The sequence below is a fragment of the Streptomyces sp. NPDC059788 genome (assembly GCF_042732265.1).
In the GTDB taxonomy this organism is placed as follows: Bacteria; Actinomycetota; Actinomycetes; order Streptomycetales; family Streptomycetaceae; genus Streptomyces.
This window is the reverse complement of sequence record NZ_JBHWHY010000054.1, coordinates 1-16,723: the sequence shown is the minus strand read 5'-3', so window position 1 is coordinate 16,723 and position 16,723 is coordinate 1. Positions and strand designations below refer to the sequence as shown.

The window sequence follows — 16,723 nt, the reverse complement described above, 5'->3', positions numbered from 1 at the left end:
AGGCCGCCACGCGTCTACGCTCCCGAGGGCGGCCGACTGCCCCGGCACTACGGGCGAACCGGCGCGTCCTGGAGGGAGCGCTGCGCGCACTGAAGCCCGGCGGCGTCCTGGTCGTTGTCGGCGCCGTCCCGCTGAGCGGCGGCACGTGTGTCGGATTCCGGCGCCGCGTACCGCTGTGCCAGTTCGCCTGCCGTGCGGGCGACGGCGGCGCGGAGTTCGGGTGGGCCCAGTACCTCGGCCTCCGTGCCCAGTCGCAGGAGATCGCCGACCGCGACGGCCGGGGGCTCGACGGGGAGGTCCACCAGCACCCAGCCCTCGGGGTCCGGCGGCCCGGCCCCTTCCAGGGCCTGACTGCCGGCCGTACCGAACTGCATGGGCAGCAGCCGCTGCGCACGTGGTGATATCCGCAGCCGTGCCGTCGCGTGGTGCAGTCCGGCCTCCAGGCGACGGGAGGACTCCGCCCAGCAGGCGGCCAGGTCGAAGCCGGCCGGCCGCTCGAAGGGCGTGTCCGTCGGCTCGGCGCTCAGGAGGCGCGAGATCCGGTAGGTCCGGGTCCGTACGGTGGCGTCGCCGGGCGGGGCCGCGTCGCCCGGCGGGCCGGCGTCCGTCCAGGCCACCACGTACCAGATGCCGCCCTTCAGGACGAGGCCGAGCGGGCGCAGCTCCCGGTGCGTCTCGCCGCCGCCCCAGGCCCGGTAGTGGACGCGCAGCGTCCGCTGTTCCCATACGGCGCGGGCCACGGGCGCCAGGTGAGGGACCGGGTCGGCGTGCCGGAACCAGGCGGCGGCATCCAGGTGGAAGCGGTCCGACAGGCGCCGGGCGCGGTCCGCCAGGCCCGGCGGCAGCGCGGCCTGGAGTTTCAGCTGGGCCGTCGCCAGGACCGCGCCCAGGCCCAGTTCGCGGGCGGCGCCCGGTACGCCCGCCAGGAAGAGTGACTCCGCCTCGGCGTCGGACAGGCCGGTCAGCCGGGTGCGGTAGCCGTCCATCAGCGAATAGCCGCCGTCCGGGCCGCGCTCGGAGCGGACGGGGACGCCCGCGGCGCCCAGGGCCTCGACGTCCCGGTAGACCGTGCGCGGGGACACCTCCAGTTCGGCGGCCAGTCCGGCGGCGGTCATCCGGCCGCGGTTCTGGAGCAGCAGGAGGAGGGAGAGCAGACGGTCGGCACGCATGGGGCCATTGTCGCGCCGTACCTGACAGAAGGTGTCAGGTACGGCGGCCAGACTTCGAGCACGCCGCGCGGACCGCACCGCGCCGCGGAACGAAAGGATCACCATGTCTGCGCAGAACACCGCCGAACGCGCCCGCGCCACCGGCCACTTCACGTTCGCCGACTGGCAGGAGCGCGCCCTCGGCCCGCAGGGCACCCATCCGCGCCTCGCCCACGCCACCGTCACCAACGCCTTCTCCGGAGGTGTCGAGGCGGCGCACACGACCTGCGAGTACACCATCGTCTACGTGACGGAGAAGACCGGCACGTTCGCCGGCATGGAACTGCTGGAGGGCAGCGTCGACGGGCGCCGGGGCACGTTCGCCGTCGAGGAGCGCGGTTCGTTCGACGACGTGGGCAGCGTGCGCGGCACCTTCGAGGTGGTGCCGGGCTCGGCCACCGGTGACCTGGCCGGTCTGCGCGGCACCGGCGAGTTCGTCGCCGCACACGGCGCTCCGTCGGTTCCGTACACCTTCGACTACGACTTCGGCTGACCGGCGGCATCCCGCAGCAGGTCGCGCCGGTCCGGCAGGGCCGGCCCCGTATCCGCACCCCCTTCCTCCGCTTCCCCGCGCGCGTCCTAAGATCGGTCGGTCCGGGAACAACTTGCGCAGGTCGGCGCCGGGCGACCGGCGCGCAACGGGGAGACGGGGAAACAGCAGTGCAGCGCAACAAGTGGATACGTACGGCGGCGATGGTGGCCCTCGCGGTCTCGGCGGCCAGTGCCTGCGGGGCGTCGGAGGACCCGCAGCTCACCAAGGGCACACCGGTCCCGAGCCCGACGGCCTCGCCGGCCGAGAAGGTCTCACCCCAGCGTCCCGCGCCGGGTGACAAGGCGCCGGTGCTGGAGCAGATCACATACGACCTGGAGCGCCGGGTGCTCTACATGGGCGGCGCGGTGTCCAAGCCGACCAGCAGTACCTGCGACACCAAGGAGGTCGGCGGCGACAAGCCCCAGACGTTCACCTGCACCGTCACCTACATGGGAGTCGACGTGCCGTTCCGCGTCGAGACCAAGGGCGGCTTCATCCTGATGCAGTACACGGCCACGCCGACCAAGGGCGGCGTGCTGACCGCCGAAGGCATGCGGGCCAGGGCGTGGAAGCAGTACGGGATGTACGGGGGCACGGCGGCCAGGTCGCTGCGCTGCGACAAGGCCCCCGCGGTGCAGCTGGTGCCGATCGACAAGCCCAGCGGATACAAGTGCTACGTGGGCGAGGGCGGCCTGAAGGGCACCTACGACGCGATCGTGACGGCCAACGGGATGCGGCTGACGTGATCCGGCCGCGGTGCCCGGAGTGACCGGCGGGGTGCCGAGGACGTCGCGTACCGGACCGTTCCGCGGTGCGGGGAGGGGCGCTCGGAGGTGCCGGGCACCCTACCCCCGTAAGGATGCCCGTCCACCCACCGGCCGCACCGCGGTGCGATCGTGCCGCGCCGGTCCGGGGCCCGCCCGCGATGGGGACGGGGACACCGCCGGCCTGCGCGTGTACTGCCCACTTCACCGCACCGGCCATTGATTGGCAGCCCGTTTCCGTGCGGCTAATCAATGCCGCGCGCGGCCGGAACCACCCTTGCGGCGCCGCGCCGGGCTTCGTACCGTGGACGGTTGCCCGATCTGCTCGGCGGGGGGCCGCATGGGGCGTCGCGAAAAGCCCGTGGACCCTGGCGCGGGTCCGGTTCAGCGGTTCGCGTTCGAACTGCGCAAGATGCGCCGGGAGGCGGGCAGTCCGACCTACCGGGCCATGGCGGAACGGGTGGCCTACTCGGCCGCCGTACTGTCCCAGGCGGCGGCGGGGGAGAAGCTGCCGTCCCTGCCGGTGACGCTCGCTTACGTGGCGGCGTGCGGCGGGGACGCCGAGCGCTGGCAGCGGCGCTGGCACGAGGCCGTACGGGACGACGCCGCCCGCGCCCTCGAAGCGGACGAGGACAGCGCCGTTCCGCCCTACCGGGGCCTGGCCCGCTTCGAACCGGACGACCACGCCCGGTACTTCGGCCGCCGACGGCTCACCGGCGAACTGCTGCGACGGGTGCGCGAGCGTCGCATCGTCGCGGTGTTCGGCCCCTCCGGCAGCGGCAAGTCCTCCCTGTTGCGCGCCGGCCTCATCGCCCGCCTGCGACAGCCCGCCGCCGACCCGCCCCTCGGCCTTCCCCCGCCCGCCGCGATCCGCGTCCTCACCCCCGGCGCCCACCCCGGGCGTGACGCCGCCCGGCTGTTCGCGCCGGCCGCGTCACCCGGCGACACCTGGCTGGTGGTGGACCAGTTCGAGGAGGTCTTCACGCTCTGTGCCGACCCCGACGAACGGAACGCGTTCATCGGCCGGGTCCTGACGGCCCACGACCCAGCGAGCCGGCTGCGGGTGGTGCTCGGTGTGCGGGCGGACTTCTACGGCAGGTGCCTGGCCCACCGCGAACTGGCCGACGTCATCCGGGAGGCGAGCCTGCCCATCGGCCCGATGGCACCGGCGGAACTGCGCGAGGCCATCGTCAAGCCCGCGACCGCCGAGGGACTGATCGTGGAACGCGCCCTGACCGCCCGCCTCATCGAGGAGATGGCCGAGGAACCCGGCAGCCTGCCCCTGCTGTCCCACGTCCTGCTGGAGACCTGGCGCCGGCGCCGCGGCCGTACCCTGACCCTCCAGGCGTACGAGGCGGCCGGCGGTGTCCACGGCGCGGTCGCCCAGACCGCCGAAGACCTCTACGGCCGACTGTCGGCGCAGCAGGCCGCGACGGTCCGCCGGATGCTGCTGCGCCTGATCACGCCGGGCGAGGGGACCCCGGACACCCGCCGTCCCGCGGCCCGGGGAGAGCTGGACGCCGGTGACCCGGCGGCGGCCCGGGTGGTCGAGCGCCTCGCCCGCGCCCGCCTGATCACGGTCGACCAGGACACCGTGGACCTGGCCCACGAGGCGCTGATCACGTCCTGGCCCCGGCTGCGCGGCTGGATCGAGGAGGACCGCGGACGTCTGATCGTCCACCGCCGGCTGACCGAGGCGGCCGGGCTGTGGGACGAACTCGACCGCGACCCGGGGGCGCTGTACCGCGGCACCCGCCTGGACGCGGCCGAGGAGGCCTTCGCCCCGCGGGAGGGGCCGGCGCCGGCTCCCGGCCCGGCGCCCGCCGCCGCCCCCGACGAACTCACCCCGCAGGAACGCGCCTTCCTCACCGCCAGCGCCGCGGCGCGCGACCGCGAGCGGCGCGCGGCGGCCCGGACCACCAGGCGCCTGCGCCAGTTCGCCGCCACCCTGTCCGTCCTCCTCGTCCTCGCCCTGGCCGCGGGGCTGCTCGCCTGGGACCAGTTCCGTACCAGCGAACAGCAGCGCGACGCGGCAGTCGCCGCCCAGCGCATCTCCCTGTCGCGTCAGCTCGCCGCGCAGTCGTCCGCCCTCCTCGAAGACCGGCCGGACCTGGCCTCCCTCCTGGCGGTCCACGCCTACCGGACCGCCCCCACCGTGGAGGCCGTCGCCGGACTGTTCACCGCCGTGGACGTCCCGCTGCGGCGCCGGCTCACCGCGCACCGCGGCGGCGTGCGGGCAGTGGCGTTCAGCCCCGACGGACGCACCCTGGCCACGACCGGCGGACGCGACAACGCCGTACGCCTGTGGAGCGTGGCCACAGGCACGCCGCGCGCCACCCTCGACGCGCCCACGGGCCCTCTGTCGGCCCTGTCCTTCGGCGCCGACGGGCGCACGCTGGCCGGCAGCACCCGCGACGGAAGCTGGCGGCTGTGGGACACGGCCACCGGCCGCACGCGCGCCACCTTCATCGGGCCCGGCGGCCCGGTGGCGACCACGGCGTTCAGCCGGGACGGCCGCACCCTGGCCACCGGCGGCACCGACGGCACGGTACGCCTGTGGAACGTGGCCACCGGCGCGCTCTCCGCGACGCTGCGCGGCCACACCGGCAAGGTCGTCTCGGTGGCCTTCGATCCCCGAGGACGCTCGGTGGCCACCGGCAGCCTCGACGGGACCGTCCGCCTGTGGGACACGGCCGGCGGCACCGTCCATGCCCGGCTCGTCTCGCCCGCGGGCAGCAACCGGGCGGTGGCGTTCAGCCCCGACGGGCACACGCTGGCCATCTACGGCAGCGACGACGCCTCGATCCGGCTCTGGGACATCTCCGCCGGAAAGGCCCGGTCCACCCTCGCCGGGCCCGCCGGATACGTGATCGCGATGGCCTTCGCCCCCTCCGGCCGCATCCTGGGCGGCGGCAGCGACGACGGCACCGTGCGGGTGTGGGACGTCGCCACCGGCGCGATCCTCGGCACGCTTCCCGGACACGCCCGCCGCGTCAGCTCGGTGGCGTTCACCCCGGACGGCCACACGATGGCCAGCGGCAGCGACGACGGAACGGTCCGGCTGTGGAACACCGCACTCGGCGACGTGCTCACCACGCTGGCCGGGCACACCGGTCCGGTGGGCGCCGTGGCGTTCGGCCGCGGCGGCCGGACGCTGGCCGGTGGCGGCGACGACGGCACCGTACGCGTCTGGGACCTGGCCACCCACAGCGCCCGCCTCCTCGGCGGACGCTCCGACGGCGGGCTGCGCGACCGCGTCCGCGCGGTGGCCTTCAGCCCCGACGGCCGCAGCCTCGCCACCACCAGCAGACGGCTCGGGGTGCGCATCTGGGACGTGGCCACCGGCAGACTCCTCGCCACCCTCGCCCACCTGAAGGGGGAAGCGGTCGCCTTCAGTCCGGACGGGCGGACCCTGGCCGGTACCAGCGCCTCCGGAGCGCTGTGGCTGTGGGACAGCGTCACCCACCGGACCCGGGCCCTGGCCACGCCGCGTACCGACCGGGTCACCTCGGTCGCCTTCGGCCGGGACGGCCGGACCCTGGCGAGCAGCAGTCTGCACGGCTCCGTACGGCTGTGGGACGTGGCCGCCGGCCGGACCCGGACCGTCCTCACCGGCCCCGGCGGCGACGCCGGTGCGGTCGCGTTCAGCCCGGACGGCCGCACTCTGGCCGGTGGCAGTGGTGACGGAACGGTCCGGCTGTGGGACGCGGTCACCGGCAAGGTGCGGACCACCATCGCCGGGCACACCATCGGAACGCTGGGCGCGGTGGCCTTCACCCCGGACGGCCGGACCCTGGCCGCCAGCGGGCGCGACACCGGCTCCGTACGGCTGTGGGACGTGGCCACCGGGCAGCCGCGCGCCACCTTCGCCGGCCAGACCGGACTCGTCCGCTCGGTGGCGTTCAGCCCCACCGGCCACACCCTGGCCAGCGGCAGCACCGACGGAGTGGTACGCCTGCGGGAGGTGGCCCTGCCGGGCCCCGCCGAGTCCGTCAGGAGGATCTGCCGCGCCGTCAACCGCGACCTCACGCCCGCGGAACACGCCGCCTACCTGCCGGACGAGGCTCCCCGCAGGGCCTGCCCCCGGTGACACCCGCGGCACGCCACCGTGCGCCCCCGGCGCCGTCGCCGCGCGAGGTCACTCTCACAGTCTCAACTCCGAACAAAATTACGGTAGTTGGAACGTTGTGCTCCGTCTGGTGCGAATGCGCTGTTGGAGGTAGGAGGTAGAGGGGACTGCGCGCGAGGACGGGAGAGCCCGGCCGGTGCGCAGGGGCTAGGGGGCGTCATGAGCACTCCGGCAGCGCTGAGACTGCTGCGCGGCACCGATCTGCTGGACCTGTCGTTCGGCTTCGGCGGACTGACGGTCGAAGGGACCGGCGGGGACAGACGGCTGGTACGCGCGGACCCGCAGGCGGACGGCTGGATCGCCGTCGGCTTCGGACCGCAGCACACGGTGGAGCAGGCCTTCAGCGACGAGGTGCCGGGGGAGCCCCGCGACCTGCCCGTGGCCTCCCTCATCAGCGGCCGGAGCGTCCTCGTCTTCGAGGTGGGCCCGCGGGATTCGGTCCCGTTCTCCGAGGACGGGCTGCTCGACGCCATGCGCAGGCTCCCGCTGCGCGTCGTGGACGCGGCCCGCGAGCCGGAACCGCCGCCCGCGGCCGCGCCGTCCCCGCCGTCGCCCGCGCAGCCGTCCGCGGCGCCGGGGGACGGGGACGCCGCGGTCCGCGCCATGGCGCTGGTGCGGCTGCTGCGTACGACGACCGAACTCACCGCCCGCTACGGCCCGGAGACCGCGCGCGCCCTCGCGGCAGCCGCGGACGCGCCGACCGGGGGACCGCCGCCCGGAGCGCTGCCGGGCGCCGTGACCGCGGCCGGTCCGCAGGACCCGCTCGCCGATCCCGCCCGCCCCCGCACCGGCGTCGAACTGCCCTACCGGCTGTATCTGTCCCCCTCCCAGAAGGGGAAGTGGATTCACCGGGGCCAGATCGCGCCGCCCGGTCCCGGCGCCCGCGTCGAACTCTGGCACACCCGGCTCGACGCAGGGACGGTCCGCGCGGTCTGGAACCGGGAGCGCGGCGGCGACCCCGGCGCGCCGTACACGTTCCGGCAGGCGCTGGAGCCCGAGGACCGGCGGGACGTCGTCGACCTCACCACCGGCGCGGGACTCCTCAAGCCGGACGGCACGCCGTACGTCCCGAAGCCCGTCGCCGTACGGCTGCTGATGCTCTCCACGGCCGGCGGCTGGCTGGACGGCCTCGGCACCTGGCCGGAACGTCCCCGCGGCGTCTCGCTCTCCGAATGGCGCCACCGCGCCGCCATGGGGCGCGACCACTACGTCCGGGTGATGCGGGAGGGGTTCCTGTGCCCCTTCGGACACAAGGCGGTGTACGTCCGCGTCACCGAGCGGAAGTTCGACGACTCCCGGGGCGCCTACCTGATCCAGCGGGAGTTCGTCGTGGTGCGGCAGCCGCTGCGGACGTACGACCCGAAGACCGCGCTGCCCGCCGGGCCGGACCCCGCGAGCGACCTGGCGAACGTGCTGTTCCCCTTCGTCAGCGTGCGGCTCGACACCGTCGAGACGCCGAACCTGCTGCCGCCCGCCGACCGGCGGAAGTTCTTCCCCACGACGCCCGCCGAGCGGCCGTTCCACTTCAAGGTCACCGCGGTCGACCACGGCGGCAACGCGGTCGAGTTCCGTACGCCGCTGCTCTTCCTCGACGAGACACTGGCCTCGGGCGCCGGACTCGCCGCGGCCGTCGCCGAGTACAACGCCCTGGACCGCAACCCGCCGGCCACCGCCGCCGCGGCCGGCGCGACGGCGGCGGAGCACCCGCCCGAGGCCAGCGCCGACCTCCTCGGCCAGTCGGTGGCCCTGGCCCCCGTCCTGCGGCCCGACGACACCCGGCTCGACGTGGCCCGGATGGTGTGGGGCATGGCGGCGCCGCCCGCGCTGGCCGACCCGGCGCCGGGCGACCCGGCCGTGTCGAAGAACGCCCAGTTCCTTCCGCAACTGCGCTGGGCACAGGCCGCCGTGCCCGCTGTCGGCCGGCTCAGCGGCGCGGACGCCACGGTGCCCGTCGCCTACGCCAAGCGGTACGCCCTGTCCGGCTTCGACACCGTCGGCGGCCCGGTCCGCAAGGCCAACGCGGGCCAGGTCTTCCTGAGCCTGCTCACCCCCGCCGACCAGCCGCTGCGGATGGACTTCGGCGGGCAGCGCGACCGGTCCGGCGGCCTCACCGCGCCCAGCATGACCGTGTCCGGCCTGTCCCGCCTCACCGGCCCCGTCTCGGGCGTACCGGTGCCCGGCGGTCAGGACCCGCTCGACCTCATCGCGAACGGCACCTTCAAGCCCGAGGAGTTCTTCCGCCCGCTGGACACCCTCGACGCGATCGGCCCGAGCCTGCTGGGCGTGGTCCCGCTGGCCAAGGTGATCGCGGGCGTGGACGGCCTGAGCAAGTCCCTGAAGGTGCCCAACTTCTTCACCGAGACCGTCAGCGCGGTCACCGGCCTCCTCTCCGACCTCGGCCGCGCCCGGCAGCTGCTCACCCACGAACTCGACCGCTACCCGCCCGCGGCCCGCCAGGTCGCCGACACCGCGGAGAAGTTCGCCACCCTCGTCGGCGACTTCGTCGCCCAGGGGCTCGCCGGACGCACCGGGCCGATCACGATGCGGCAGGTCGACGACGCCTTCAACGCCTTCGCCGCCGCGCTGAACAATCTGATCGGCACCCTGCCCGCCGGCACCGACCCGGGCGTACGGACCCTGCTGACCCGCGTCCAGCAGCAGGTCGCGACCTGGACGAGGGCCGCCGGAGAGGTGATCGCGCTGCGCGACGCCGTCCAGCAGGCCGCCTCCGGCTTCCGGCTGCCCGAGACCGTCAACGCGCGCCTGGAGTGGAACCCGGACATCCAGCCCGTCCTCCTGGACGGCTCGCCGGTCTTCCTGCCGGACACCGGCGGACGGCTGTCCCTCGTCGTCGACCTGCGCGGCTCCCTGCGCCGGGACCTGAGCGTCGGCGCCGACATCAGTTGCAGTCTGGAGAACTTCTCCCTCGTCCTCGTACCGAAGTTCAACGCCCTGCGGCTGAGCTTCAAACACGTCCGCTTCGTCGCGCGCGCCGGACGCAAGCCCGACATCGACGTCGTCCTCAAGAGCGTCGACTTCATCGGCCCGCTCTCCTTCGTGCAGACCCTGCGGCGGCTCATCCCGGTGGACGGCTTCAGCGATCCGCCCGGCATCCAGGTCACGCCCTCGGGCATCGTCGCCCGCTACGGGCTGCCGCTGCCGAACCTGGCCATCGGCGTCTTCAGCCTGGAGAACCTGCGGCTGGACGCCTACCTCGACCTGCCCTTCATCGGCCGGTCCCTGGAGATCGGCTTCTCCTTCTGCAGCCGCCAGGCCCCGTTCCGGCTCACCGTCTCACTGCTCGGCGGCGGCGGGTTCTTCGGCATCGTGCTGACGCCCCAGCGGGTGGCCGTACTGGAAGCGGCCCTCGAATTCGGCGCCGCCGTCTCGCTCAACTTCGGCGTCGCCAGCGGCAGCCTGTCCGTCATGGCGGGCATCTACTTCCGCCTGGAACTGCAGACCGGCGAATCCCGGCTGACCGGCTACTTCCGGGCCCGCGGCGAGGTCGACGTCCTCGGCATCGTCTCCGCCTCCATCGAGATCTACCTCGACCTCACCTTCGATACCGCGACCAAAACCGTCTACGGGCGGGCCAGGATCTCCGTCAGCGTGCACATCGGCTTCTGGTCGCAGTCGGTCACGATCGAGTGCGAGAAGCGCTTCGTGGGCTCCGGCAACACCCCGGCCGCACTCGGCGGTACGGCCGCCGAGCCGCCGCGGCCGCCCACCTTCGCCGAGATGATGGCGCCCTACCCCGACCCGGTCACCGGCGTCCGGCGCGATCCCGTCACCGAGTACTGCACCGCCTTCGCGGAAGTGAGCTGAGCCATGCCCGAGACGATCCGGTGGACCGTACTGCCCGACGGCCCGGCCACCGACGGCACACTCTGGCTGACCGTGCTGGTCAGCCCCCGCCTCACCGGCGGCACCCGCCTCGACGCCTTCCGGCGCTTCGTGGACTGGCCGGACACCCTGCGTACGTACGCGCCCGCGCTCCAGGTCGAGTTCCTGGCCCCCGGCGCCACCGGGCCCGGTGTCCTCGTCCCCGCCACGGCCCAGGCCGGGCGCTTCCCGCCGGCCGACAGCGCGCTGTGGGGGCAACTGTTCAAGGGCGACACGGTCGTCCGCGCGCCCGCCGGTGCCTTCGCCGCAGCCGCCGAGCAGCCACCGACCCTGCGCTCGTTCCCCGCCGGGGCGGTCCGCGACCAGGTCACGGCCCTGTACGAGGCGGCGGTGAGCGCGACGGCGGCACGCCGGGCAACGCCCCCGTCCGGTGGCGGCGAGGAGAACGGCGCGGCGCTCCGTGCCCCGGCGGCCTCGGAACCGGCCGCCAGTTGGGACCACCCCGAAGGCAGCGACCTCCGCGGCGTACTGACCGGCACGATCCGGACCTTCTCCCGCCAGGTCGGCACCGCCTACCCCCGGCTCGACGACCTCCTCACCAGGCCTGCGGGCGGACGGCAGGGCGCCGCCGCCGACCCGAACCCGTACCGCCCCCGGCACATGAACCGCGCCGCACGCGACTACACCGAGGACAGCGCCCTGCTCGGACTCGCCGAGATGTACCGCTTCTACGACCGCGCTCCGCGCCGGGACGCACCGGCGGCGACCGGGGCCGCCGCCGAAGCACCCCCGGCGCCCCCGGACTTCGACTTCCACACCGCCTGCGCCCTCCTCGCCGACTACCCCGAACTCCTGCGCCGCTTCGGCCTGGCCCTCGACCTGGTCGTCAGCCCACCGGCCGGGCTCGCCGACCGGTGGCGGGCCCGCGTGACCTTCACGGCCGCCCAGGGACACCTGAACACCGACGAGACCCTGCGCCCCTGGACGGTGCTGCGCCACGTCCCGGGCCGGCGCTTCGAGCCGTACGCCGCCGACGACGGCTTTCACGGCCACCGGATGCTCCAGCTGGGCGCCGACGGTGTGCACATCACCGACCTGGACCTCGACGGCGCGGCGATGAAGTTCGTCGAGTTCTCCCGCGTCATCGACCAGTACCTGAGCGGCACGAACGAACCCGGCGAGGCCGTCGCCGCCGACCCCACCGCGGTGCCCGCCCTGCACGGCGCGGGCCTGACCGTCGTCCACGACGACCGCGACCGCGCCCTGGCCGACCAGATGGAGGCCGACGCCCGGCACACCGCCGGTGTCGGCGCCGACGGGCGGCCCGTCGCCGCCGCGGTCCTGGACGCCGCACACCTGGTGCGCGGCCTGCGCGTCGACGTCGGCGTGGCGGACGAGCGGACCGGGCGCGTCGCCACCTGGTACCCCTTGTGCGCCCGCACGGGGGAGTACGCGATCCGGCGGCCCGGGGCACCCGCCGTACCGATCAATGCCGCACCCGACGAGGGCCACGTCAAAGCCTCCGCCGTCACCCGGGACCGCGCCGCCGGCCAGCAGCTCTACGTCCACCAGGCACTCTTCGGCTGGCACGGGTGGAGCCTGGCCGCCCCGCCGCCCGGCCGGACCCTGGGCGCCGACGACCGGCCGAAGGTGCCCGACCCCGAGATCTCCGACCGCTTCCCGCTCGCCGCCGCCTTCCGGCCCACCCCCGGCACGCTGCCCGCCCTGCGCTACGGCCGTACGTACCGGCTGCGCGCCCGCCTCGTCGACCTCGCGGGCAACAGCCTCGGCCCCGCGGCCCCCGCCGTGGAGGGCACCGCCACCGGACCCCTCACCTACGGCCGCTGGGAGCCCGTGCCGCCGCCCGTGATCGTGCCCCGGTGGCCGTTCCTGGAAGGCGAGTCGGAACCGCACCTGGTCATCCGCAGCACCATCGACGAGTCCGGACGGCCGCTGTCGCCCAGGGAGTGGGCCGACCTCCGCAATCCGCAGGTCCCCGACCACGAGAAGACCTCACCCGCCGACGGGCTCGACCGCCGCTACCGCGCCTTCGACGAACGGCACCTCGGCCCGCCCAAGAGCTCCCTGCAGATGGCCGAACAGCACGGCGTGTACGACGCCGTCTTCGGACCCGGCAAACCGGAGGAACTGCGCCGCCAGTACTTCGCCGCGGCCTCCCGCGAGGCCGGCAGCTACCTCGACACGGTCGTCAGCCTGCCGGAGGACCCGCGCGTCACCCGCGACCTCAAGGCCGCCGGGGAGATCCACGTCGCCAAACACAGCCCGCACGACACGTCCGCGCTGACCCAGCTGCCCGTGGCGCGCGGCAGCGGCCTGCACACGGGCGAGTACGTCGTCCACGACGCCGCGCAACTCCTGCTGCCGTACCTGCCCGACGTGCCCGCGCGCGGCATCGCGCTGCGGGGCCTGCCCGGTACGGGCACCGAACCCCACCGCACGTACGACTTCACCGGCACCTGGCCCCAGGCGAGGCCGCTGCGGCTGCGGATCGTCGAGGGGGACCGCCCGCCGGACCCGCCGACGGGCGGCGTGCTGACCGTGTACGTGCCGAAGGCGGAGGTCGTCACCGTCCGTATGAGCTGCCGGATCGCCGAGGAGGACCTGCGGCTGTTCCGCGTCTGGCGGCTGCTGACCGCGTCGCCGCTGTGGAACGACCCGCTGCGCCTGACCCCGGAGAAACAGCGCGAACTGACCGTCGCGTCGGCGGCCGGCGAGAACTGGATGATCACCCCGTGGACGGAACTCACCCTCGTCCACGCCGTCGAGAAGCCCCTGCGGCCGCCGTCCCTGACCGACCTGCGCCTGCGTCGCACGGCGGGGGAGACCACCGCACTCGTCGCCGGGACCGTCTCCCTGCACGCCAGGAGCACCGGCCGTATCGACCTGGACGCGACCTGGGAGGAGTGGCTCGACGACGTCAAGGAGCCCGCGCCCCGGCGCGTGACCGGCTACGACCACGTGGGCGACCTCACCCCGGGACCCCGCCGCGACCTCCTCGCGTTCAGCGGCGTACGGCACGACTTCCGCGACACCCGGCACCGCAACGTCAGCTACACCCCGACCGCGACCACCCGCTTTCGCGAGTACTTCCACCCCGCCATCACCGACCGGCCCGAACTGATCACCAGCCGGGGGCCCGCGGCCACCGGGCCCGCCGGGCGCGGCTGGCCGGTCCCCGCCACCCGCCGCCCCGAGCCGCCCGAGGTGAGCCACACCGTCCCCACCTTCACCTGGGAACGCACGGTGGACACCGGCGCGCACCGGGTGACCCGCGTCCGGCGGAACGCGGGCGTGCGCGTATACCTGCGCCGCCCCTGGTTCTCCTCGGGCGACGACGAACTCCTCGCGGTCGTCCTCGACCCGGGCAGCGCGCTCCCGGCCGAACTCGTCACCCGCTGCGGCATCGACCCCGTATGGGCGGACGACTCCGTCCTGCCGCGCCTGCGTCCCGCCAACTTCCCGAACGCCGCCGCGACCGCCACGGACCGGCTCCTGGCCGAGACGGTCGGGGGCGCGCCCGCCTCGGTGACGGTCGCCGCGTACGCGCCGGTGTACGACGAGCAGCTGGGGCTGTGGGCCTGCGACATCGACGTGGACCTGGGCGACCTGTCCGACAGTCCCGCCTATTTCCCCTATCTGCGGCCGGCGTTCGCCCGCTACCAGCCGTACGCCGTCGAGCCCCTCCACCTGTCGAAGGTGGTCACCGGGGAGTTCGTCCAGCTGATGCCCGAGCGCACGGTCACGGCGGGCATGACGGCCGACGGCCGTATCCGCGTCGAACTGAGCGGCCCGGCCGCCGCCAACGACACCGGCGAGTTCGCGGGCCCGGGACGCGAGGGCATGGCGGCGAGCCGCCGCGTCGGCGTCACCGTGCAGCAGCGGGCCCGCTCCGGCGGTGACCTGGACTGGACGGCGACCGACAGCACGGCCGAACTGGCCTGCACCCCCCGCGGTACGGGCTTCGTCTGGACCGGCGAACTGACCCCGCCCCCTGCCCGGTTCCCTTCCCCCGCCCTCTACCGGCTGCTCGTCGAGGAGTCCGAGACCTACTTCACCGACCGCACCACGGCCACCGGCACCCTCACCGCCAACGGCGTCTCCCGCCCGGTGGCCCGGCGACTCGTCCACGCGGACTTCTTCGGCCTGACGACGACGGTGTTCGGCCGGATCGTCCTGGAGGAGTGAAAACGCCCGGTCATACGGGTGGTGACGCCCGGTGGCGCAGGGCCGTTCGAAATAGTTCCTGTCCCGGAGTGTGAGGCGCGAAAGCCGGGACACAAGACCGACAGTGCTTCGGAATCGCAGGCACCCCGTCCAGAGGGGCCAGTCTGCCGATTTCCGGAGAGTGGCCGCTCACCTGCCTGCGAACCGCCACCCGCGTCTAAGGAGAGCCGGCGAATGGCCACCACCATGATCGCGCGCCGCCACGGGCGCCGTGTCGACGACCCCGACACCACCGAGGGTTTCCGGCTGCTGATCACGCTGCCGGACGGGCCCCGGAAGGAACGGCTGCGCCACCGTGTGATCACCGCCTGGCTGCCGCTGGCACACCGCCAGGCCGTGCGGCTGCGCGAGCGCGGCGAGCAGCTCGACGACCTCAAGCAGGTGGCCGCCCTCGGCCTGGTCAAGGCGGTCGACCGGTTCGACCCCGAGCGGGCCGACGCCTTCGAGCAGTTCGCCATCCCCACCATCACCGGCGAGCTCAAACGGCACTTCCGCGACCACACCTGGGACGTGCACGTGCCCCGGCGCACCCAGGAACTGCGCAACAAGGTCCGCAAGGCCGTACGTGAACTGAGCACCACCCTCGACGGGCGGTCGCCGACCGTGGCGCAGCTCGCCGAGCACGCCCGGCTCACCGAGGACGACGTGGTGCTCGGGCTGGAGGCGCTGGAGACCTACCGGTCCCTGTCGCTGGACGTGGCCCTGGACCGCAGCGGCGACAACGACGACTACACGCTCATGGACACCCTCGGCTCGGCCGACGGCCGCTTCGGGCTCGTCGAGGACCGCGAAGCGGTCAAGCCCGCCCTGGCCCGGCTCCCCGAACGCGAACGTCACATCCTCTACCTGCGGTTCTTCAAGGACATGACCCAGAGCGCCATCGCCACCGAACTGGGTCTCTCCCAGATGCACGTCTCGCGGCTGATCAGCCGCGCCCTGGCCCGCGTGCGGGCCGAGGTCACCCGTAATGAGGATGACGGGTACGGGTCTGCCGCCTGAGGGCGCGCCGGGCGTCGACCGATCGGCGTGGGGGGGGCCCGGGGCGGGCCCGCCCCCCCCCCCCGCCCCCCCCACCCCCCCCCCCGCCTGCGACAACACCCGAGGGCGCGGTGCCGTGCCCGCCACGCCCCGGCCGCCGCAGCAGCCCGCCCCGGGAATTCCTCCTCACCCGTGCGCAGCGGTAGGCACCCGTAATCACCGGCAACGATTTTCCCGCCGGGAACTTGCGCATGGGCGGGTGAATGTCGCGTTTTCGAGGTGGACCGGTACATCCGTTTCTGTAAGAGTGCTCCATGCGCGAATCGCAGCCAGCCGTCTACAGGAACGGAGAGGTAAATGGTCGCCGGTGTCATAGCGCAGAAATCGGATCAGTGGTTCAACCTGGCGGACGTCGACGGTAACGGCTACATAGAAGAAGTCGACCTCCAGCGACTGGCCGAACGGACGCTGACGCACTTCGGCTACAGCAAGGAGAGCCCCAAGTGGGGGCGTCTGCACGAGGCGTATGCCAAGGCCTGGCAGATCATGTACGAACTGACGGACACGGACAAGGACAACAAGATTTCGCGGACGGAATACCAGATCTATATGGACCGTAACGCGAAGCCGTCGACGGCCGACGGTCTGCTCCGTCCGATCACGGACGCGGAGTTCGCGGTGGCCGACACGAACGACGACGGGTACCTGTCTCCCGACGAGTACGCCGAACTGCTGCGCGCGTTCGGTCTGTCCACCCGCGACGCCCGGGTCGGCGCCCGGAGCATCGACACCGACAACGACGGCCGCATCAGCTCCGAGGAGTATTTCGTGGCCTGTCGTGACCTCTTCTCCAGGGAGGCCGCCGACGACCGCAGCAGCCAGGTGTTCGGGCCGCTGAAGCCGTAACGGAAAAGGAAAAACGGAAAAGACGCGGTCGGCGCGGAGGAATGCGGGCGGAGACCGGGCTGGGCCCGGTCTCCGCTTCGGCGCGGCGGGCCACCGGCCGCGGCGTCGCGGTGGCGCC

At 73.9% G+C, this 16,723-nt stretch carries 8 protein-coding genes; 7 read left to right on the top strand and 1 reads right to left on the bottom strand.

Going from position 1 to position 16,723, the window contains the following annotated elements:
* Positions 1 to 47 precede the first annotated feature (47 nt).
* Entirely contained in the window at positions 48 to 1,169 is a 1,122-nt protein-coding gene (locus tag ACFV57_RS35130; protein ID WP_385240696.1) for a helix-turn-helix transcriptional regulator, read from the bottom strand.
* Positions 1,170 to 1,272: 103 nt separating this feature from the next.
* Here ACFV57_RS35130 and ACFV57_RS35125 point away from each other — a divergent pair, with 103 nt between their 5' ends.
* From ACFV57_RS35125 to ACFV57_RS35095, 7 genes are all read left to right on the top strand, one after another.
* A complete protein-coding gene (locus ACFV57_RS35125; RefSeq protein ID WP_385240693.1) occupies positions 1,273 to 1,701 on the top strand; it encodes a DUF3224 domain-containing protein in 429 nt (142 codons plus the stop codon).
* A gap of 167 nt (positions 1,702 to 1,868) precedes the next feature.
* Positions 1,869 to 2,486, top strand: coding sequence for a hypothetical protein (locus ACFV57_RS35120; RefSeq protein ID WP_385240690.1), 618 nt, complete (start codon positions 1,869 to 1,871; stop codon positions 2,484 to 2,486).
* A 358-nt stretch (positions 2,487 to 2,844) separates the two neighbouring features.
* Positions 2,845 to 6,594 (top strand): hypothetical protein, encoded by a 3,750-nt coding sequence (locus tag ACFV57_RS35115; protein WP_385240687.1) that lies wholly within the window; start codon positions 2,845 to 2,847, stop codon positions 6,592 to 6,594.
* 198 nt (positions 6,595 to 6,792) lie between these two features.
* Complete coding sequence (locus tag ACFV57_RS35110; RefSeq protein ID WP_385240685.1) at positions 6,793 to 10,458, top strand: hypothetical protein; 3,666 nt, start codon at positions 6,793 to 6,795, stop codon at positions 10,456 to 10,458.
* Between the two features lie 3 nt (positions 10,459 to 10,461).
* Positions 10,462 to 14,682, top strand: coding sequence for a hypothetical protein (locus ACFV57_RS35105; protein WP_385240682.1), 4,221 nt, complete (start codon positions 10,462 to 10,464; stop codon positions 14,680 to 14,682).
* A gap of 213 nt (positions 14,683 to 14,895) precedes the next feature.
* Positions 14,896 to 15,720 (top strand): SigB/SigF/SigG family RNA polymerase sigma factor, encoded by an 825-nt coding sequence (locus ACFV57_RS35100; RefSeq protein WP_385240679.1) that lies wholly within the window; start codon positions 14,896 to 14,898, stop codon positions 15,718 to 15,720.
* Positions 15,721 to 16,056: 336 nt separating this feature from the next.
* Complete coding sequence (locus ACFV57_RS35095) at positions 16,057 to 16,605, top strand: EF-hand domain-containing protein (RefSeq protein ID WP_385240676.1); 549 nt, start codon at positions 16,057 to 16,059, stop codon at positions 16,603 to 16,605.
* The last annotated feature ends 118 nt before the right edge of the window (positions 16,606 to 16,723 follow it).